This window comes from Pseudorhodoferax sp. (assembly GCF_047601025.1).
In the GTDB taxonomy this organism is placed as follows: domain Bacteria; phylum Pseudomonadota; class Gammaproteobacteria; order Burkholderiales; family Burkholderiaceae_C; genus Pseudorhodoferax.
The window spans coordinates 4,038,006-4,053,491 of sequence record NZ_JASGJZ010000001.1 but is presented as its reverse complement, the minus strand read 5'-3'; the positions used below and the strand labels follow the sequence as shown (position 1 = coordinate 4,053,491).

At 72.4% G+C, this 15,486-nt stretch carries 13 protein-coding genes; 7 read left to right on the top strand and 6 right to left on the bottom strand.

What is annotated here, in order from left to right; translation table 11 throughout:
* Window positions 1-14: 14 nt before the first annotated feature.
* The gene (locus QM782_RS18905; protein ID WP_415204433.1) at window positions 15-2,192 is read right to left on the bottom strand and encodes a phosphocholine-specific phospholipase C; all 2,178 of its coding nucleotides are present in this window, start codon (window positions 2,190-2,192) and stop codon (window positions 15-17) included.
* A gap of 266 nt (window positions 2,193-2,458) precedes the next feature.
* On the opposite strand from QM782_RS18905, the gene QM782_RS18900 reads away from it, so the two are divergent.
* The 6 genes from QM782_RS18900 (at window position 2,459) to QM782_RS18875 (ending at window position 7,625) form a co-directional block, all read left to right on the top strand.
* A complete protein-coding gene (locus QM782_RS18900) occupies window positions 2,459-3,466 on the top strand; it encodes an ABC transporter substrate-binding protein (RefSeq protein ID WP_415204432.1) in 1,008 nt (335 codons plus the stop codon).
* Window positions 3,463-3,957, top strand: coding sequence for a nucleoside deaminase (locus QM782_RS18895; protein WP_415204431.1), 495 nt, complete (start codon window positions 3,463-3,465; stop codon window positions 3,955-3,957). The genes QM782_RS18900 and QM782_RS18895 overlap by 4 nt, the downstream gene beginning before the upstream one ends.
* A gap of 2 nt (window positions 3,958-3,959) precedes the next feature.
* Complete coding sequence (locus QM782_RS18890) at window positions 3,960-4,940, top strand: isopenicillin N synthase family dioxygenase (RefSeq protein WP_415204430.1); 981 nt, start codon at window positions 3,960-3,962, stop codon at window positions 4,938-4,940.
* Between the two features lie 213 nt (window positions 4,941-5,153).
* Window positions 5,154-5,567 (top strand): VOC family protein, encoded by a 414-nt coding sequence (locus tag QM782_RS18885; RefSeq protein ID WP_415204429.1) that lies wholly within the window; start codon window positions 5,154-5,156, stop codon window positions 5,565-5,567.
* A 67-nt stretch (window positions 5,568-5,634) separates the two neighbouring features.
* Window positions 5,635-6,804, top strand: coding sequence for a patatin-like phospholipase family protein (locus QM782_RS18880; RefSeq protein WP_415204428.1), 1,170 nt, complete (start codon window positions 5,635-5,637; stop codon window positions 6,802-6,804).
* A 41-nt stretch (window positions 6,805-6,845) separates the two neighbouring features.
* Window positions 6,846-7,625 carry a 3-hydroxybutyrate dehydrogenase gene (locus QM782_RS18875; RefSeq protein WP_415204427.1) on the top strand — a complete coding sequence of 260 codons (780 nt, stop codon included), beginning with the start codon at window positions 6,846-6,848 and terminating at the stop codon, window positions 7,623-7,625.
* A gap of 28 nt (window positions 7,626-7,653) precedes the next feature.
* Here the strand turns inward: QM782_RS18875 and QM782_RS18870 are convergent, their stop codons facing one another.
* The 4 genes from QM782_RS18870 to QM782_RS18855 are packed head-to-tail and all read right to left on the bottom strand — an operon-like array spanning window position 7,654 to window position 13,935.
* Window positions 7,654-7,968 (bottom strand): putative quinol monooxygenase, encoded by a 315-nt coding sequence (locus QM782_RS18870; RefSeq protein ID WP_415204426.1) that lies wholly within the window; start codon window positions 7,966-7,968, stop codon window positions 7,654-7,656.
* A 58-nt stretch (window positions 7,969-8,026) separates the two neighbouring features.
* Window positions 8,027-9,478: an efflux transporter outer membrane subunit gene (locus QM782_RS18865; RefSeq protein WP_415204425.1), complete on the bottom strand. Its 1,452-nt coding sequence runs from the start codon at window positions 9,476-9,478 to the stop codon at window positions 8,027-8,029.
* Window positions 9,478-12,651 carry an efflux RND transporter permease subunit gene (locus QM782_RS18860; RefSeq protein WP_415204424.1) on the bottom strand — a complete coding sequence of 1,058 codons (3,174 nt, stop codon included), beginning with the start codon at window positions 12,649-12,651 and terminating at the stop codon, window positions 9,478-9,480. The genes QM782_RS18865 and QM782_RS18860 overlap by 1 nt, the downstream gene beginning before the upstream one ends.
* 9 nt (window positions 12,652-12,660) lie before the next feature.
* Window positions 12,661-13,935, bottom strand: a complete 1,275-nt coding sequence (locus QM782_RS18855) for an efflux RND transporter periplasmic adaptor subunit (protein WP_415204423.1) — start codon at window positions 13,933-13,935, stop codon at window positions 12,661-12,663.
* 286 nt (window positions 13,936-14,221) lie between these two features.
* On the opposite strand from QM782_RS18855, the gene QM782_RS18850 reads away from it, so the two are divergent.
* Window positions 14,222-15,208 (top strand): LLM class flavin-dependent oxidoreductase, encoded by a 987-nt coding sequence (locus QM782_RS18850; RefSeq protein ID WP_415204422.1) that lies wholly within the window; start codon window positions 14,222-14,224, stop codon window positions 15,206-15,208.
* A 39-nt stretch (window positions 15,209-15,247) separates the two neighbouring features.
* Here QM782_RS18850 and QM782_RS18845 read toward each other — a convergent pair whose 3' ends face one another.
* On the bottom strand, window positions 15,248-15,421 hold the full coding sequence (locus QM782_RS18845) for a hypothetical protein (protein ID WP_415204421.1): 174 nt from the start codon (window positions 15,419-15,421) through the stop codon (window positions 15,248-15,250).
* Window positions 15,422-15,486 lie beyond the last annotated feature (65 nt).

The window sequence follows — 15,486 nt, the reverse complement described above, 5'->3', positions numbered from 1 at the left end:
TCCTTCTGTTCCGTTCAGTCGATGCGGTATTGGTCCAGCTGCGCAGCGCCCTGCATCGCCGGGTCGCTGATCGACGGCAGGCCGTTCTCCAGGTGTCCGGCGAAGCGGCGCAACCAGGCCGCGGCGCCGTGCACGCGCAGGCTGAAGTCGTACCAGTGCGCGCTGGCGGCCAGCGGCAGGCGCAGGCTGCTCCTGGAACGCGCCACGACGCGCACCTCGGGCAGCGTGTTCGTGTAGTACTTGTTGGCGCTCAGCTCGAAGGTGCAGGGCTGGTCGCCGTCGTTGACCAGGTCGAGCACCAGCTCGCCGGTGCCGCGTTCGGCGCGCAGCAGCATCTCGGGCCGCGCGGCGCCGCCGGCATGGCGCACGTCCCCCGCGACGTGGCGATGGAAGCCGTTCGGCCCCAGCACCCAGAGGTCGTAGGCCGCGGCGGTGGCCCAGCGCCCCTGCAGCTGCCTGCCCGGCTCGACGGTGTAGCGCCGCGGCACCTGGTCCAGCGCCAGCCGGTCGTAGACGTGGAAGACCGCCCCGGCTTCGCCGGCGTTCTCGAAGGTCAGCACCACCTCGCCGCCCGACGCGGGCACCTGGGCCTGGACCTGCAGTTCGTACGGCAAGGCCCGCGCGGGCCGCACGCCGGCGGCCTGCACCGGGGCGGCGAGCGTGGCCGGCGTCGCGGGCACCTTGGGGTCCACCAGCGCCAGGGCCCGGGCGCGCCGGGCGGCCGTGGCCGGCAGCAGCTGCAGGAAGCCGTTGTCCTCGGGATGCACGAAGTCGAAGCAGGACAGCAGGTCGCCGCAGACCGCGCGCCGCCACGGGCTGATCAGCGGCTCGCGCACGCCGAAGCGGGCCTCGATGAAGCGCAGCACCGAGCTGTGGTCGGCCACCTGCGAATTGACCCAGCCGCCCTTGGTCCACGGCGAGACCACGTACATCGGCACGCGCGGGCCCAGGCCGTACGGGCGGTGCAGCGTGCGCGGGTCGGCGCCGTTGAGCACGTGGTGGTACTCGCCGGTGGTGTCGACGGTCGATGCGCCGGCCAGCCGGGCCTGCGCCGGATCGCTGTCGTAGACCGTATACGACGGCACCGCCGGCGGCGGCACGTGGTCGAAGAAGCCGTCGTTCTCGTCGAAGTTGACCAGCAGGACGGTCTTGCTCCAGACCTCGGGATTGGCGGTCAGGGCATCCAGCACGCGCGCGGTGTAGTCGGCACCGGACGCGGGGCTGGACGGCCCAGGATGCTCCGACCCCTCGGCCGTGGCGACGATCCAGCTGACTTGCGGCAGCCGGTCGGCCAGCACGTCGGCCTTCAGCAGGTCCAGGTCGCGCGTGCCGACGCCGCGCTCGAGCAGCACCTGCGAATAGCCGGGCCGCTGGTACCACGCGTTGCGGAACGGGCGGAAGCCGGCCAGCGGGTTGTCGGTGAAGTTGTCCGCCATGTTCTGGTAGACCTGCCAGCGGATGCCGGCGGCCTGCAGGCGCTCCGCGTAGGTGATCCAGCGGTAGTCGGTGCCCGGGTCCGGGTTGAAGCTGTCGTGGCTGTTGTCCGTCGACGGGCCGCCGGCCACGGCCAGCGGGTCGTTGTGCCCGCTCCACAGGAACAGGCGGTTGGTGTTGGTGCCGGTCTGCACCGCGCAGTGGTAGTGGTCGCACAGCGTGAAGGCCCGCGCCAGCGCGAACTGGAACGGCAGGTCGCCCTCGGCGTAGTAGCCCATCGAGTGGTTCTGCTTGGCCGCGCACCAGTCGTTCATGCGGCCGTGGTCCCAGGCCAGCTGCGCGTCCAGCCACGAATGCGGCGTGCCGGCCACCCGCATCACCGGGAAGTCCTGCTCGGTGTTCAGGCGGAACGGCGCGATCGCGCGGCTCTGCGGCCAGTTGGGCCGGCCGGGTACCGGCGCGCCGCCGACGGTCTGCTGCACGAACACGGTCTTGCGCTGGAACAGGTTCTGCCGGTCCATGACCGGGATCGGGAACGGGTCGCCGAAGCCCCGCACGCCTTCGAGCGTGCCGAAGTAGTGGTCGAAGCTGCGGTTCTCCTGCGTCAGCACGACGATGTGCTCGACGTCCTGCAGGGTGCGCGTGCGCTGGTTGGCGGGTAGCGCCAGCGCGCGCTGGATGGCCGGCGGGAAGGTGGCGAGCACGGCGCTGGCGCCGCCGGCCTGGGCCATGGTGCGCAGGAAGTCGCGGCGGCTCATCGCAGAGCCCTCGCGCACGGGAACGCAAAAGTGTGGGTAGACATTGTTCTGGAGGTTCCGGATCGAGGTGGGAAGCGCCGGGCCGGCAGGGAGCGCCGGCCGCCGCGAGCGCAATGTAGGCAGGCTCGGTGAACGCGCGATGACAGCGATCGCGCCCGGCCCATAACACCGCGGCCATGGGGAACATGGCCGGCGCGTGCCTGTCGCCATGGCCCCGCGCTTCCTAGACTGGCCGGCATCGAACACCCCACGCCAGGAATCCCCGCATGCACCGCCGCCACCTTCTTGCCCTGGGCGCCGCCGCCCTGCCCGCCTTCGCGATCGCCCAGCCGGCCAAGGCCGTGCCGCTGAAGTTCACGCTGGACTTCCGCATCAGCGGCCAGACCGCGCCGTTCTTCGTCGCCCTCGGCAAGGGCTACTACGCCCAGGAAGGCCTGGCGCCCAGCTTCGACGTGGGCAGCGGCTCGGTGGCCGCGATCACCCGGGTGGCCAGCGGCGCCTACGACCTGGGCTTCGGCGACCTGTCGGCGCTGATGGAGTTCCAGGCCGCGCAGGGCCCGCTAGTGCAGGCCGTCTACCAGTACTACAACCGCGCGCCGTTCGTGATCATCGCGCGCAAGGACCGCGGCGTCGGCGACTTCAAGAGCCTGGCCGGCAAGCGCATCGCCGCCGCGGCCGTGGAGTCCACGCGCCGCGCCTGGCCGATCGCCGCCCGGCATGCCGGCATGAAGCCCGACGCCTTCGAGTGGGTCACGACCGACTTCTCGCAGCGCGACAACGTGATCGTGCGCGGCGACGTGGACGGCGCCACCTACTTCCACGACTCGGCGCTGTCGCTGTTCCAGCGCATCCCGGAATCGCAGCTGGCCGTGCTGGCGTACGCCGACGTGGGCGCTAGCCTGTACGGCAACGCCATCCTGGCCTCCGGCAAGCTGGCCCGCGAGAAGCCCGAGATCGTGCGCGCCTTCCTGCGCGCCACCAACCGCGGCGTCCGCGACACGCTGGCCGACCCGCTGGCCGCGATGGCCTTCGTCAAGCAGCGCGAGCCCATGCTGGACGAGAAGCTGGAGGCCCAGCGCTTCGCGATCACCGCGAAGTACATGGTCACCGCCGACACCCGCGCCCACGGCCTGGGCGCAGTGCGGCCCGAGCTGCTGGCCCGCCAGGTCGAGGAGATCGCCGAGACCTTCGGGCTGAAGGCCCGCCCGGCCGCCGAGGCCGTGTTCAACCCCGCCTTCCTGCCGGCCGCGGCCGAGCGGAGCGTGCAGGCATGAGCGGCCCGCAGGAGTTGACCGAGGCCGACCGCCGCCACCTGCGCCAGGCGATCGCGCAGTCGGTCGAGGGCAGCGCGCGCGGCAACCGGCCGTTCGGCGCGGTCGTCGTGGCGGCGGACGGCACCGTGCTGTCCGAGGCCTGCAACGACAACGCCGCCACTGGCGACTGCACCGCGCATGCCGAGGTCAACGCGCTGCGCCGGCTGGCGCCGCGCCACGGCCGCGAGGCGCTGTCGGGCGCCACGATGTACGCCTCCGGCGAGCCCTGCGTGATGTGCGCGGGCGCCATCTTCTGGAGCGGCATCCGCCGCGTCGTGTTCGGCATCGACGCGGCTTCCTTGCGGCGCTTCCGCGCCACGCAGGCCGGTGCGGCGGACCTGGAGATGTCCTGCCGCGAAGTGTTTGCCCGCAGCGCGGAGCCGTTCACGGTGATCGGCCCCGCCTTGATCGACGAAGCGGCCGCGCCGCACCACGACTACTGGAAGGTCTAGACATGAGCTACGCACTGCATGAACTGAACAAGGAATCGCGCATGGGCGCGGTCGGCACCGAGGCCGCGCGCGAGGTGCGCGTGATCGACCTCGCGGACTTCGAGGCGCGCCGCGCCGAGATCGCGGACCAGCTGTGGGACGCGGCCGTGGACGTGGGCTTCTTCCAGCTCTCCAACCACGGCATCGCGCTGGCCGACGTGCGCGAGGCCTTCGCGATGACCCAGCGCTTCTTCGCGCTGCCCGATGCCGTCAAGGCCCGCCATCCGCTGAAGAAGGGCCTGAACGCCGGCTGGGAGAGCCGCGCCCAGGTGCGCCCGTCCACCGGCACGCCGGACCAGAAGGAGTCCTACCAGATCACGCGCCCGCACATGGACGGCCTGTGGCCGGCCGAGGACGAGCTGCCGGGCTTCCGGCAGACCATGCTGGCGTTCGAGGCCCAGGCCTGGACGGTGGCGATGCGCGTGCTGTCGTGCTTCGCCGAGCGGCTGGGCTTCGCGCGCGAGTTCTTCACCGCCGCGCACGACCCGGCCCGGCCCGACTACCAGAGCACGCTGCGCATGCTGCACTACTACGCCGTGGACCCGGCCCTGCGCGACCAGATGGGGCTGTGGCGCGCCGGCGCGCACACCGACTTCGACTGCCTGACGCTGCTGTTCCAGCGCAGCGGCCAGGGCGGCCTGCAGCTGTGCCCGGGCAAGGACATGGAATCGCAGGCCTGGACCTCGATCACGCCGGCCGACGAGCTGATCACCTGCAACATCGGCGACATGCTGATGCGCTGGAGCGACGACCAGTTGCCCAGCAACTTCCACCGCGTGAAGAACCCCGGCCCCGACGAGTACCAGGGCGCGCGCTACAGCCTGGCGTTCTTCGCCCAGGCCAACCGCGACGTGCTGATCGAGACGCCCTCGGGCAAGTACCCGCCGATGACGGCCGGGGACTACCTGAACCAGCGCGTCGCCGCCAACTTCGCCAAATACTGAGAAAAACACCCCCAGTCTCCGCGCTGCGCGCTCCGCCAACCCCCTCCAGGGGCGACGCCTGCGGCCGGGCATAGCCCGTCCGCGGCGTCCGCTGGCATGGCCTGCGCCACGGCCGTTCGAACCGCTGCCTGCGGCCCGGTTGCAGGCGCTGCGGGTGGCGCGCCAGCGCCGTGGAGAGCTGATCTGCAGCGCGGCGCGACGCACAATCGCGCCATGCACAGCATCTTCCACCTCGCCTTCAACGTGCGCGACCTGGCCGAGGCGCGCCGCTTCTACGGCGGCGTGCTCGGCTGCCGCGAGGGCCGCAGCACCGACACCTGGGTCGACTTCGACTTCTTCGGCCACCAGATCTCGCTGCACCTGGGCGAGCCCTTCGCCACCGCCCGGACGGGCCACGTCGGCGACAAGCTGGTGCCGATGCCGCACTTCGGCCTGATCCTCGAGCTGCCGCAATGGCAGGACATGGCCCGGCGGCTGACGGACGCCGGCACCGAGTTCGTGCTGGCGCCGCAGCAGCGCTTCGCCGGCCAGCCCGGCGAGCAATGGACGATGTTCTTCCTGGACCCGTTCGGCAACCCGATCGAGGTCAAGGGCTTCCGCTCGCTGGCGTCGGTGTACGCGGCCTGATCCGCGGCGCACGCCGGCCTATACTGCGGCGCGCGCCGCTCCGGCCCGTCCTGCAAGCTCCGTGTCGATGCCCTCCTCCCCCTCCCGCGCCGCCGCGGCGGCTTCCGAGCAATGCGTGCTCGTGCTCCAGGGCGGCGGCGCCCTGGGTGCCTACCAGGCCGGCGTCTACGAGGCGCTGGCCGAGCGCGGCGTGGCGCCCGAATGGGTGGCCGGCGTGTCCATCGGCGCGGTCAACGCGGCGCTGATCGCCGGCAACCCGCCCGAGCGGCGCGTCGAGCGGCTGCGCGCGTTCTGGGACCAGGTGTCCTCCGGCCTCCTGCTGCCGGCCCTGCCCGAGCGCTGCGGCGACGAGCTGCGCAGCTGGTTCAACGCCTCCAGCGCGGCGCTGGTCGCCGGCTTCGGCGTGCCGGGCTTCTTCATGCCGCGCCTGCCGCCGGCGCCGCTGCAGCCGTCCGGCACGCAGGGCGCGCTGAGCTGGTACGACACCGGCCCGATGCGCAGCACATTGGAGCGGCTGGTGGATTTCGACCGCATCAACGACACGCGCTGCCGCGGCAAGGTGCGGCTGTCGGTCGGCGCGGTCGAGCTGCAGACCGGCAACTCGGTCTACTTCGACTCGGCCCGCCAGGCCGGCCCGCACCGGTTCGGGCCCGAGCACGTGATGGCCAGCGGCGCGCTGCCGCCGGGCTTCGCGCCGGTGGCGATCGACGGCAAGTGGTACTGGGACGGCGGCGTGGTCTCCAACACGCCGCTGCAGTACGTGATCGACCAGCCCGCCGTGCAGGACATGCTGGTGTTCCAGGTCGACCTGTTCAGCGCCCGCGGCCCGCTGCCGCGCAACCTGGACGAGGTCGCCGAGCGCGCCAAGGACATCCAGTACGCCAGCCGCACGCGGCTGAACACCGACCTCGTGGCCGCGCAGCAGCGCCTGGCCGCGGCCGCCCAGCGCCTGGCCGACCGGCTGCCCGCGGGCTTCGCCGACGACCCGGACCTGCAGGCGCTGCTGAACGCCGGCAACTGCCGGGCCGTCACCGTGATGCACCTGATCCACCGCAGCAAGAGCCACGCGGGCGCCTCCAAGGACTACGAGTTCTCGCGCCAGACGATGCGCGAGAACTGGGCCGCCGGACGCGCTGACGTGGAGGCCAGCTTCGCCGATCCGCGCTGGCAGAACCGCCCGCGCAACAAGGCCGGCATCACCGTGCTCGACCTCGCGCCGCGCCCGGCCGGCCGCTGAACCCTTTTCCCTCTCTCCCCGTTTCCAGCAAAGGACCCGCCATGAAGCTCAAGGACAAAGTCACGCTCGTCACCGGCGCCGCCAGCGGCATCGGCAAGGAAATCGCCTGCACCTACGCCCGCGAGGGCGCGCGCGTGGTGATCGCCGACCTGAACAAGGACGCAGCCGAGGCCACCGCCGCCGAACTGCGCCAGGCCGGCCTGTCGGCGATGAGCGTGGCCATGGACGTGACCAGCGAGGAGCAGGTCGACGCCGGCGTGGCCGAGGTCGTCCGGGCCTGGGGCACGGTGGACGTGCTGGTCAGCAACGCCGGCGTGCAGATCGTGCATCCGGTCGAGGAGTTCTCGCTCGCCGAATGGCGCAAGATGCTGGCCATCCACCTGGACGGCGCCTTCCTGACCACCCGCGCCGTGCTGCCCCACATGTACAAGCAGAAGAGCGGCTCCATCATCCTGATGGGCTCGGTGCATTCCAAGCTGGCCTCGGTGCTGAAGGCGCCCTACGTCACGGCCAAGCACGGCCTGCTGGGCCTGGCCCGGGTGCTGGCCAAGGAAGGCGGCCCGCACAACGTGCGCGCCAACGTGATCTGCCCGGGCTTCGTGCGCACGCCGCTGGTGGACAAGCAGATCCCCGAGCAGGCCGCCGCGCTGCAGATCAGCGAGGAGGACGTGATCAAGAAGGTCATGCTGAAGGACACGGTGGACGGCGAGTTCACCACCGTGGCCGACGTGGCCGAGGTCGCGCTGCTGTTCGCGACCTTCCCGAGCAATGCGCTGACCGGCCAGTCGCTGGTCGTCAGCCACGGCTGGGCGATGGAGTGAGGCGGGCGGGCCCCAAGGGCCCGCCGCGTCAGCCGCCGACCGGCTCCATGACGTGGATCGCGCGGCTGGCCACCCAGTCCTTGGTCCGGGCGCCGTAGGCCTTCATGTGCGGCGCCGCCGCATGGGCCTGCAGCGCTGGCAGGCTGGCCCACTTCTCGACGACGACGAAGGTGTCCGGGCCGAAGCTCGCCCAGCCCGGCGGCAGGTTGGCGGCATCGACCACGGCGCCGTATTCGATGCAGCCGTCCTCGGCCAGGACGGCGGCGCGGTTCTCGCGGAAGGCGGCGAGCACGTCCTCGCGCTTGCCGGGGTGGGTGGTGATGATGGCCAGGACCTGGATCATGCGGCAGTCTCCGATGGAGGGTGGTGGATGAAGCCGGCGATTGTGGCCCCGCCGCGGCTCAGCCGCGCGTCGCCGACGGGGCCGCGGCGGCCTCCTCCTCCTGCCAGCCCCCGCCCAGCACCTTGTACAGCGTGATGCGGTTGGCCTGCTCGCTCTGCTGCAGGCCGATCAGCGCCTGCTGCGCGGCGTACAGCGCGCGCTGCGCGTCCAGCACTTCCAGGTAGCTGCCGCTGCCGCCCTTGAACAGGGCCTGCGCCAGCTCGAAGCTGCGGGCGCTGGCGGCCACCAGCGCGCGCTGCGCGTCCAGCCGCTCGGCCAGGCGGCCGCGCTCGGCCAGCGCGTCGGCGACCTCGCGGAAGGCCACCTGCAGCGTCTTCTCGTACTGCGCCAGCTGGATCTCGCGCTGCACCTCGGCCGCGCGCACCGCGTTGCGGCTGGCGCCGCCGTCCAGGATCGGCAGGCTCAGCGACGGCCCCAGGCTGAAGGCACGGCTGCCGGCCTCGAACAGGCTGGACAGGCTGGGGCTGGCCAGGCCGGCGGTGGCGGTGAGGCTGATGCGCGGGTACAGCGCCGCGCGCGCGGCGCCGACGTCGTGGTGCGCGGCCTGCAGCGCATGCTCGGCCGCCAGCACGTCGGGCCGCTGCCGCAGCACGCTGGACGGCAGCCCGGCCGGCGGCGCCGGCAACAGAGCGACGGACGGCTGCGCCTGCGCCCCCCCCACGGCCGCCACCGCGGGCAACAGCTCGGGCGGCGGCGTGGCGCCCGCCAGCAGCGCCAGCGCGTTGCCGTCCTGCTCCACCAGCGCCTCGTAGGCCGCGACCTGGCCGCGCGCGGTCTCCACCGTGGTCTGCGACTGCGCCAGCGCCACGCCGGACTGCGCGCCCAGCGCATGGGCCTGGCGGATCAGGTCGTAGGACTGGCGCTGGCTGGCCAGCGTTTCGCGCGCCAGCTGCAGGCGCTGCTGGTCGCCGGCCAGCTGCAGCCAGGCCTGGGCCACCGCGGCGACCAGGCCGATCTGCACGCTGCGGCGCGTGTCCTCGGTGGCGAAGAAGGTCTGCAGCGCCGCATCCGACAGGTTGCGCACGCGGCCGAACAGGTCCAGCTCGTAGGCGGTGAAGCCCAGGTTGACCGTGAAGCTGTCGGCCACGCGCGACTGGCCGCTGGTCGTCATGCCAGCCGGCGTGCGGGCGCGCGTGGCCCCGCCCGTGGCGCCGATGGACGGCAGCTGCGCCGCGCTGGTCACGCCGTACAGCGCCTGCGCGCGCTCGATGTTCAGCGCGGCCACGCGCAGGTCGCGGTTGTTCGCGAGCGCCAGCCGCACCAGCGCGCGCAGGCGTTCGTCCTGGAAGAACGCGCGCCAGTCGGGCAGCGGCTGCGGCGCCTCCACCGCCTGCGCGCCGGCCGGCCAGGCCGCCGGGATCGGCGCGACCGGCTGCTCGTAGCGCGGCGCCAGGTTCATGCAGCCGGCCAGGGCCAGGCCGGCGGCCAGTGCACAGGTGGCGGCGCGCATCAACGGCCTCCCCCGGCGGCCAGCGCCGCGGCCGGGTCCGCCCGGCGCTCGGCGCGCCGGGCCAGCCAGCCGCGGATCAGCATGAAGAACAGCGGCACGAAGAAGATGCCCAGCGCCGTGCCCAGCATCATGCCGCCCAGCACGGCGGTACCGATGGCCACGCGCCCGCCGGCGCCGGCGCCGCTGCCCAGCGCCAGCGGCAGCACGCCGAAGCCGAAGGCCAGCGAGGTCATCAGGATCGGCCGCAGCCGCAGCCGCACCGCCTCCATGATGGCGTCGCGCACGCTCCTGCCCTGCTCCTGCAGCTGCTTGGCGAACTCGACGATCAGGATCGCGTTCTTGGACGACAGGCCCACCGTGGTCAGCAGGCCGACCTGGAAGTACACGTCGTTGGTCAGCCCGCGCAGGCTGGTGAACAGCAGCGCGCCGACGATGCCCAGCGGCACCACCAGGATCACCGAGAACGGCACCGACCAGCTCTCGTACAGCGCCGCCAGGCACAGGAACACGAACAGGATGGAGATCGCGTACAGCACCGGCGCCTGCGCGCCGGAGAGCCGCTCCTGGAACGAGGCGCCGGTCCATTCGTAGTCGATGCCGGCCGGCATCTCGCGCATGACCTCCTCGACCGCCGTCATGGCCGCGCCGGAGCTCACGCCCTGCACCGCGTCGCCGGTGAACTCGTAGGCCGGCGCGCCGTTGTAGCGCGCCAGCTGCGGCGAGCCGTAGCTCCAGCGCGTGCTGGAGAAGGCGGTGAACGGCACCATCTGGCCGAGCTGGTTGCGCACGCTCCAGCGCTCGATGTCGGAGGGCAGCATGCGGAACGGCGCATCGCCCTGCATGTACACGCGCTTGACGCGGCCGTTGTTCAGGAAGTCGTTGACGTAGGTGCCGCCCAGGGCCGCGGACAGCGTGCCGTCGATGGCGCTGGTGGTCAGGCTCAGCGCGCCGGCGCGGGCGTCGTCGATGTCGATGCGCAGCTCCGGCGTGTCCTCCAGGCCGTTCATGCGCACGTTGCGCAGCTCCGGCCGCGCCTGCAGCAGCTCCAGCGTCTTGCGCTGCGCCGCCACCAGCGCCTCGTGGCCCAGGCCGTTGACGTCCTTCAGGAAGAAGTTGAAGCCCGACGCGGAGCCCAGGCCGCGCACCGCCGGCGGCAGCTGCACGATGATGCGCGCGTCGCGGACCTTGGCGAGCTCGTGCCCGGCGCGCTGGGCGACCGCGGCGGCCGAGTGCTCGGCGCCGGGGCGCTCGTCCCAGTGCTTGAGCTTCACGAAGGCGCGCGCCGAACTCTGGTCGCCGTTCTGGCCGGTCAGCACGTTGACGCTGACCACCTCGGGCTGCTTGCCGAAATACTCCTGCACCTGGGCCACGATGGGCTGCAGCCGCGCGTTCGAGGCGCCGGGGGGCAGGTTGACCTGCACGGAGACGAAGCCCTGGTCCTCGTCCGGCAGGAAGGCCGTGGGCAGGCGCAGGAACAGCAGCGCCACGCCGACCAGGATCAGGGCGTAGACCAGCAGCGCGCGCTTGCTGCGCCCGAGCACGCCGCCGACCGCCCCCTGGTAGGCGTGGGCGCTGCGGTCGAAGCCCCGGTTGAACAGTGCGAAGAAGCGGTCCACCCAGCCCAGCGGGCCGCGCCGCGGCGCATCGCCGTGCGGGCTGTGCGTGCCCTTGGGGATGGGCTTGAGCAGCGTGGCGCACAGGGCCGGCGTCAGCGACAGCGCCACCAGCACCGACAGCACCATCGAGGAGACGATGGTGATCGAGAACTGCCGGTAGATCACCCCGGTGGAGCCGCCGAAGAAGGCCATCGGGATGAACACGGCCGACAGCACCAGCGCGATGCCGACCAGCGCCGGCGTGATCTCGGCCATGGACTTCTTGGTGGCCTCGCGCGGCGGCAGGCCCTCCTCGCTCATCACCCGCTCGACGTTCTCCACCACCACGATGGCGTCGTCCACCAGCAGGCCGATGGCCAGCACCATCGCGAACATGGTCAGCGTGTTGATCGAGTAGCCGGCCGCCGACAGCACGCCGAAGGTGCCGAGCAGCACCACCGGCACCGTGATCGCCGGGATCAGCGTGGCGCGGAGGTTCTGCAGGAACAGGTACATCACCAGCACCACCAGCAGCACGGCCTCGAACAGCGCCTTGACCACCTCCTCGATCGAGGCGCTGACGAAGGGCGTGGTGTCGTAGGTCACGAAGGTCTGCAGCTGGTTCGGGAAGAACGGCTGCAGCTCGGCGATCTTGGCGTTGACGGCCTCGGCCACCTTGACGGCGTTGGCGCCGTCGGCCAGCACGATGCCCATGCCGGCGCCCGGGCGGCCGGCCAGCAGCGAGCGCACCGTCAGGTTCTCGGCGCCCAGCTCCAGGCGCGCCACGTCCTTCAGCCGCACCACGGCGCCGTCGGTGGTCACGCGCAGCACCACGTCGCCGAATTCCTCCACGGTCTGCAGCTTGGTGCGCGTGGTGATGGTGGCGGTCAGCTGCTGGTCGGCCATGGCCGGCAGCGCGCCGAGCTGGCCGGCCGAGACCTGGGCGTTCTGCGCCTGCAGCGCGGTATTCACGTCGGACGGCATCAGCGCGTACTTGCGCAGCTTGTCCGGGTCCAGCCAGATGCGCATGGCGTAGCCGGTGCCCAGCACCTGCACGTCGCCCACGCCGTCCACGCGGCTGATCACGTCGACCAGACTGCTGGTGATGTAGTCGCCCACGTCCACGGCCGAGGCGCTGCCGTCGCCCGAGAAGAAGGCCACGACCATCAGGAAGTCGTTGCCGCCCTTGGTCACGAACACGCCGCGGCTCTGCACCTGCTGCGGCAGCCGCGACAGCGCCGGCTGCATCTTGTTCTGCACCTGCATCTGGGCCACGTCGATGTCGGTGCCGGGCGCGAAGGTCAGCGTCAGGCGCGACTGGCCCGAGGAGTTGCTGGTGCTCTGCATGTACAGCAGGTTGTCCAGCCCCTTCATCTGCTGCTCGATGATCTGGGTGACCGAGTCCTCCACCGTCTTGGCCGAGGCGCCGGTGTAGGTCGAGCCGATCGACACGCGCGGCGGCGCGATGTCGGGGTACTGCTCCAGCGGCAGCGTGCGGATCGACAGCAGGCCGGCCAGCATCACGACGATGGACAGCACCCACGCGAAGATGGGGCGGGCGATGAAGAACTGCGCCATGTCCGCTCCTCAGCGCACCACGGCGGCCGGCGCCAGCGGCGCGGCGCTGGCCACCGGGCCCGGGCCGGCGCTGCCCTTGCCGTTGGCCGGCGCCGGCGTGCCGGCACCGGCCGAGGGCGCGACCTCGTTCGCGCGCACCAGGTCGCCGGCGCGGGCGCGCTGCGAGCCCTCGACCAGCACCCGGTCGCCGGCCTGCAGCCCGTCCAGCACCTGCCAGCGGCTGCCGACCGCCCGGCCGACCGTGATCGCGCGCTTGGCCAGCCGGTCGTCGGGCCCGACGACCAGGGCCGAGGCGCTGCCGTCCGGCGCGCGCGTGACGGCCTGCTGCGGCACCAGCAGCGCGTCCTCGGCCACGCCTTCCTGCAGCACCGCGCGCACGTACATGCCCGGCATCAGCAGCCGCTCGGGGTTGGGCACCACGGCGCGCAGCGTCACGCTGCCGGTGCCGGCGTCCACCGTCACGCCGCTGAAGGTGAGCTTGCCGGGCAGCGGGTAGACGCTGCCGTCCTCCAGCACGACGCGGATCGGCGCCTCGTCGGCCCGCCCCTGCGACAGCCGGCCGCTGGCCAGGTCGCGCTTGAGGCGCAGCAGCTCGGCGCTGGACTGGGTGACGTGCACGTACAGCGGGTCGAGCTGCTGCACCGTGGTCAGCGGCGTGGCCTGGTCGGCCGTCACCAGCGCGCCGGCCGTCACGCTGGACAGTTCCGCCCAGCCGCTGATCGGCGCCACGATGCGCGTGCGCGCGAGGTTGATGCGGGCGGTCTGCTCGGCTGCGCGGGCCACGGCCAGCTCGGCCTCGGCCTGGGCGGCGGCGGCCTGGGTCTGCTCGTTGACCTGCTGGCTGATGGCGTCGATCTTGACCAGCTCGGCATTGCGCCGGGCCACGCTGCGCGCGTTGGCCAGCGTCGTCTCGGCCTTGCGCACGTTGGCGCGCGCGCTGGCGGTCGCGGCCTCGTAGCTGGCCGGATCGAGCTGGTAGAGCACCTGCCCGGCCTTGACCATCGACCCCTCGGTGAACAGCCGCTGCTGCACGATGCCGCCGACCTGCGGCCGGATCTGGGCGATCACGGGCGCCACGGTGCGGCCGGCCAGCTCGGTCGTGACCGGCAGCCGCTCGGCCTTCAGCGTCACGACGCCGACGTCCTTGGGCTGCGGCGCGGCGGCCGGCCCGGCCGCCGCCTTGGCGTCGCCACCGTCGCGCGAACAGCCGGCCACCGCCAGCGCCGCGGCCAGCAGGGGAACGCACAGGCCACGGAAGAGCGAGGGATGTCTGGGAATGGGCATGAAGGGACCTGCGGAGGCGTGCTCGGAAATCGGAATCGCCGCGCTGCGGCGCGGCCGGGTGCAGCGGTGGACGGCATCGGGGCCGGCAAGTTTCCCATCCACGGCCGGCCGCAGCGCCAACTTTGCAATGCAGACACACTTGCCGGCGCGGCAAACGGTGAACGATACACCGGCATCGCCCCGTTCGTTCATGCACCGGCCGCAATCCCCGGCCATGCGCGACGAACCGCACAGCGCCCGGCCACACGCCAGCACGGCTTCGCCGCCCTGGCTACGATCCGGCGCCATGACCGCACTCTCCATCCTCGATCTCTGCCCCATCGTCGAAGGCGGCGACGCCGCGCAGGCCCTGCGCAACAGCCGCGACCTGGCCCGGCACGCCGAACGCCAGGGCTACCGCCGCTTCTGGCTGGCCGAACACCACGGCATGCCGGGCATCGCCAGCGCCGCGACCTCGGTGGTGATCGCCCACGTCGCCGAAGGCACGCGCACGATCCGCGTGGGCGCCGGCGGCATCATGCTGCCCAACCATTCGCCGCTGGTGATCGCCGAGCAGTTCGGCACGCTGGAATCGCTGTTCCCCGGCCGCATCGACCTGGGCCTGGGCCGCGCGCCCGGCTCGGACCAGGCCACGGCGCGCGCGCTGCGCCGCGACGCCTTCGAGTCACCGGACCAGTTCCCGCAGGACGTGGTGGAACTCATGCACTACCTGTCGCCCGCGGCCGCCCAGGGCCGCATCCAGGCCGTGCCGGGCACCGGGCTGCAGGTGCCGGTCTGGATCCTGGGCTCCAGCCTGTTCGGCGCGCAGCTGGCCGCCGAGCTGGGCCTGCCCTACGCCTTCGCCTCGCATTTCGCGCCGGCCGCGATGATGGACGCCATCGCGCTCTACCGCGCGCGCTTCAAGCCGTCCAGGCAGCTGGACAAGCCCTACGTGATGCTGGGCATTGGCGTGTTCGCGGCCGCGACGGACGAGGAGGCGGCATTCCTCGCCAGCTCGATGCAGCAGGCCTTCGTGCACCTGCGCAGCGGCCGGCCGCGCAAGCTGCAGCCGCCCGTGGCCGGCTACACCGAAGGGCTGACGCCGCCGGAACAGGCCATCCTGGCGCAGACCATGCAATGCGCGGTGATCGGCGCGCCGCAGACCGTGCGGCGGGAGATCGCCGCCTTCGTCGCGCGCACCGGGGCGGACGAGCTGATGGTGGCCACGCAGATCTACGACCACGCGGCGCGCGTGCGCTCCTATGAGATCCTGGCCGACGCCTGCCGCGCCTGAGCCTGCTGCCGCGCCGCCCGCATCACGCGGCCGCGGCGGTCACCACTCGCCGACTTCGCGCACGCGCTGGTCGAAATCCGGCGGAAGCTGCGCTTCGGGGCATGGCGGCGCCAGGCTCCCCACGGCCGCCGTGGCGTGGTCCGCCGGCGACGCCTCGTGCGCGGCGGCGGACGGCGCCATGGCGGGCAGCAGATCAAGGGGGTCGACGAACATGGCGTTCTCCTCGGCAAGGCCTGGCCAGTGTAGGCAGCGACCCGTGAATCGCGCGTGACACCGGC

Coding starts and splice junctions, on each gene's coding strand:
- QM782_RS18905 (WP_415204433.1), bottom strand. CDS start 2,192: ATGAGCCGCCGCGACTTCCTGCGCACCATGGCCCAGGCCGGCGGCGCC.
- QM782_RS18900 (WP_415204432.1), top strand. CDS start 2,459: ATGCACCGCCGCCACCTTCTTGCCCTGGGCGCCGCCGCCCTGCCCGCC.
- QM782_RS18895 (WP_415204431.1), top strand. CDS start 3,463: ATGAGCGGCCCGCAGGAGTTGACCGAGGCCGACCGCCGCCACCTGCGC.
- QM782_RS18890 (WP_415204430.1), top strand. CDS start 3,960: ATGAGCTACGCACTGCATGAACTGAACAAGGAATCGCGCATGGGCGCG.
- QM782_RS18885 (WP_415204429.1), top strand. CDS start 5,154: ATGCACAGCATCTTCCACCTCGCCTTCAACGTGCGCGACCTGGCCGAG.
- QM782_RS18880 (WP_415204428.1), top strand. CDS start 5,635: ATGCCCTCCTCCCCCTCCCGCGCCGCCGCGGCGGCTTCCGAGCAATGC.
- QM782_RS18875 (WP_415204427.1), top strand. CDS start 6,846: ATGAAGCTCAAGGACAAAGTCACGCTCGTCACCGGCGCCGCCAGCGGC.
- QM782_RS18870 (WP_415204426.1), bottom strand. CDS start 7,968: ATGATCCAGGTCCTGGCCATCATCACCACCCACCCCGGCAAGCGCGAG.
- QM782_RS18865 (WP_415204425.1), bottom strand. CDS start 9,478: ATGCGCGCCGCCACCTGTGCACTGGCCGCCGGCCTGGCCCTGGCCGGC.
- QM782_RS18860 (WP_415204424.1), bottom strand. CDS start 12,651: ATGGCGCAGTTCTTCATCGCCCGCCCCATCTTCGCGTGGGTGCTGTCC.
- QM782_RS18855 (WP_415204423.1), bottom strand. CDS start 13,935: ATGCCCATTCCCAGACATCCCTCGCTCTTCCGTGGCCTGTGCGTTCCC.
- QM782_RS18850 (WP_415204422.1), top strand. CDS start 14,222: ATGACCGCACTCTCCATCCTCGATCTCTGCCCCATCGTCGAAGGCGGC.
- QM782_RS18845 (WP_415204421.1), bottom strand. CDS start 15,421: ATGTTCGTCGACCCCCTTGATCTGCTGCCCGCCATGGCGCCGTCCGCC.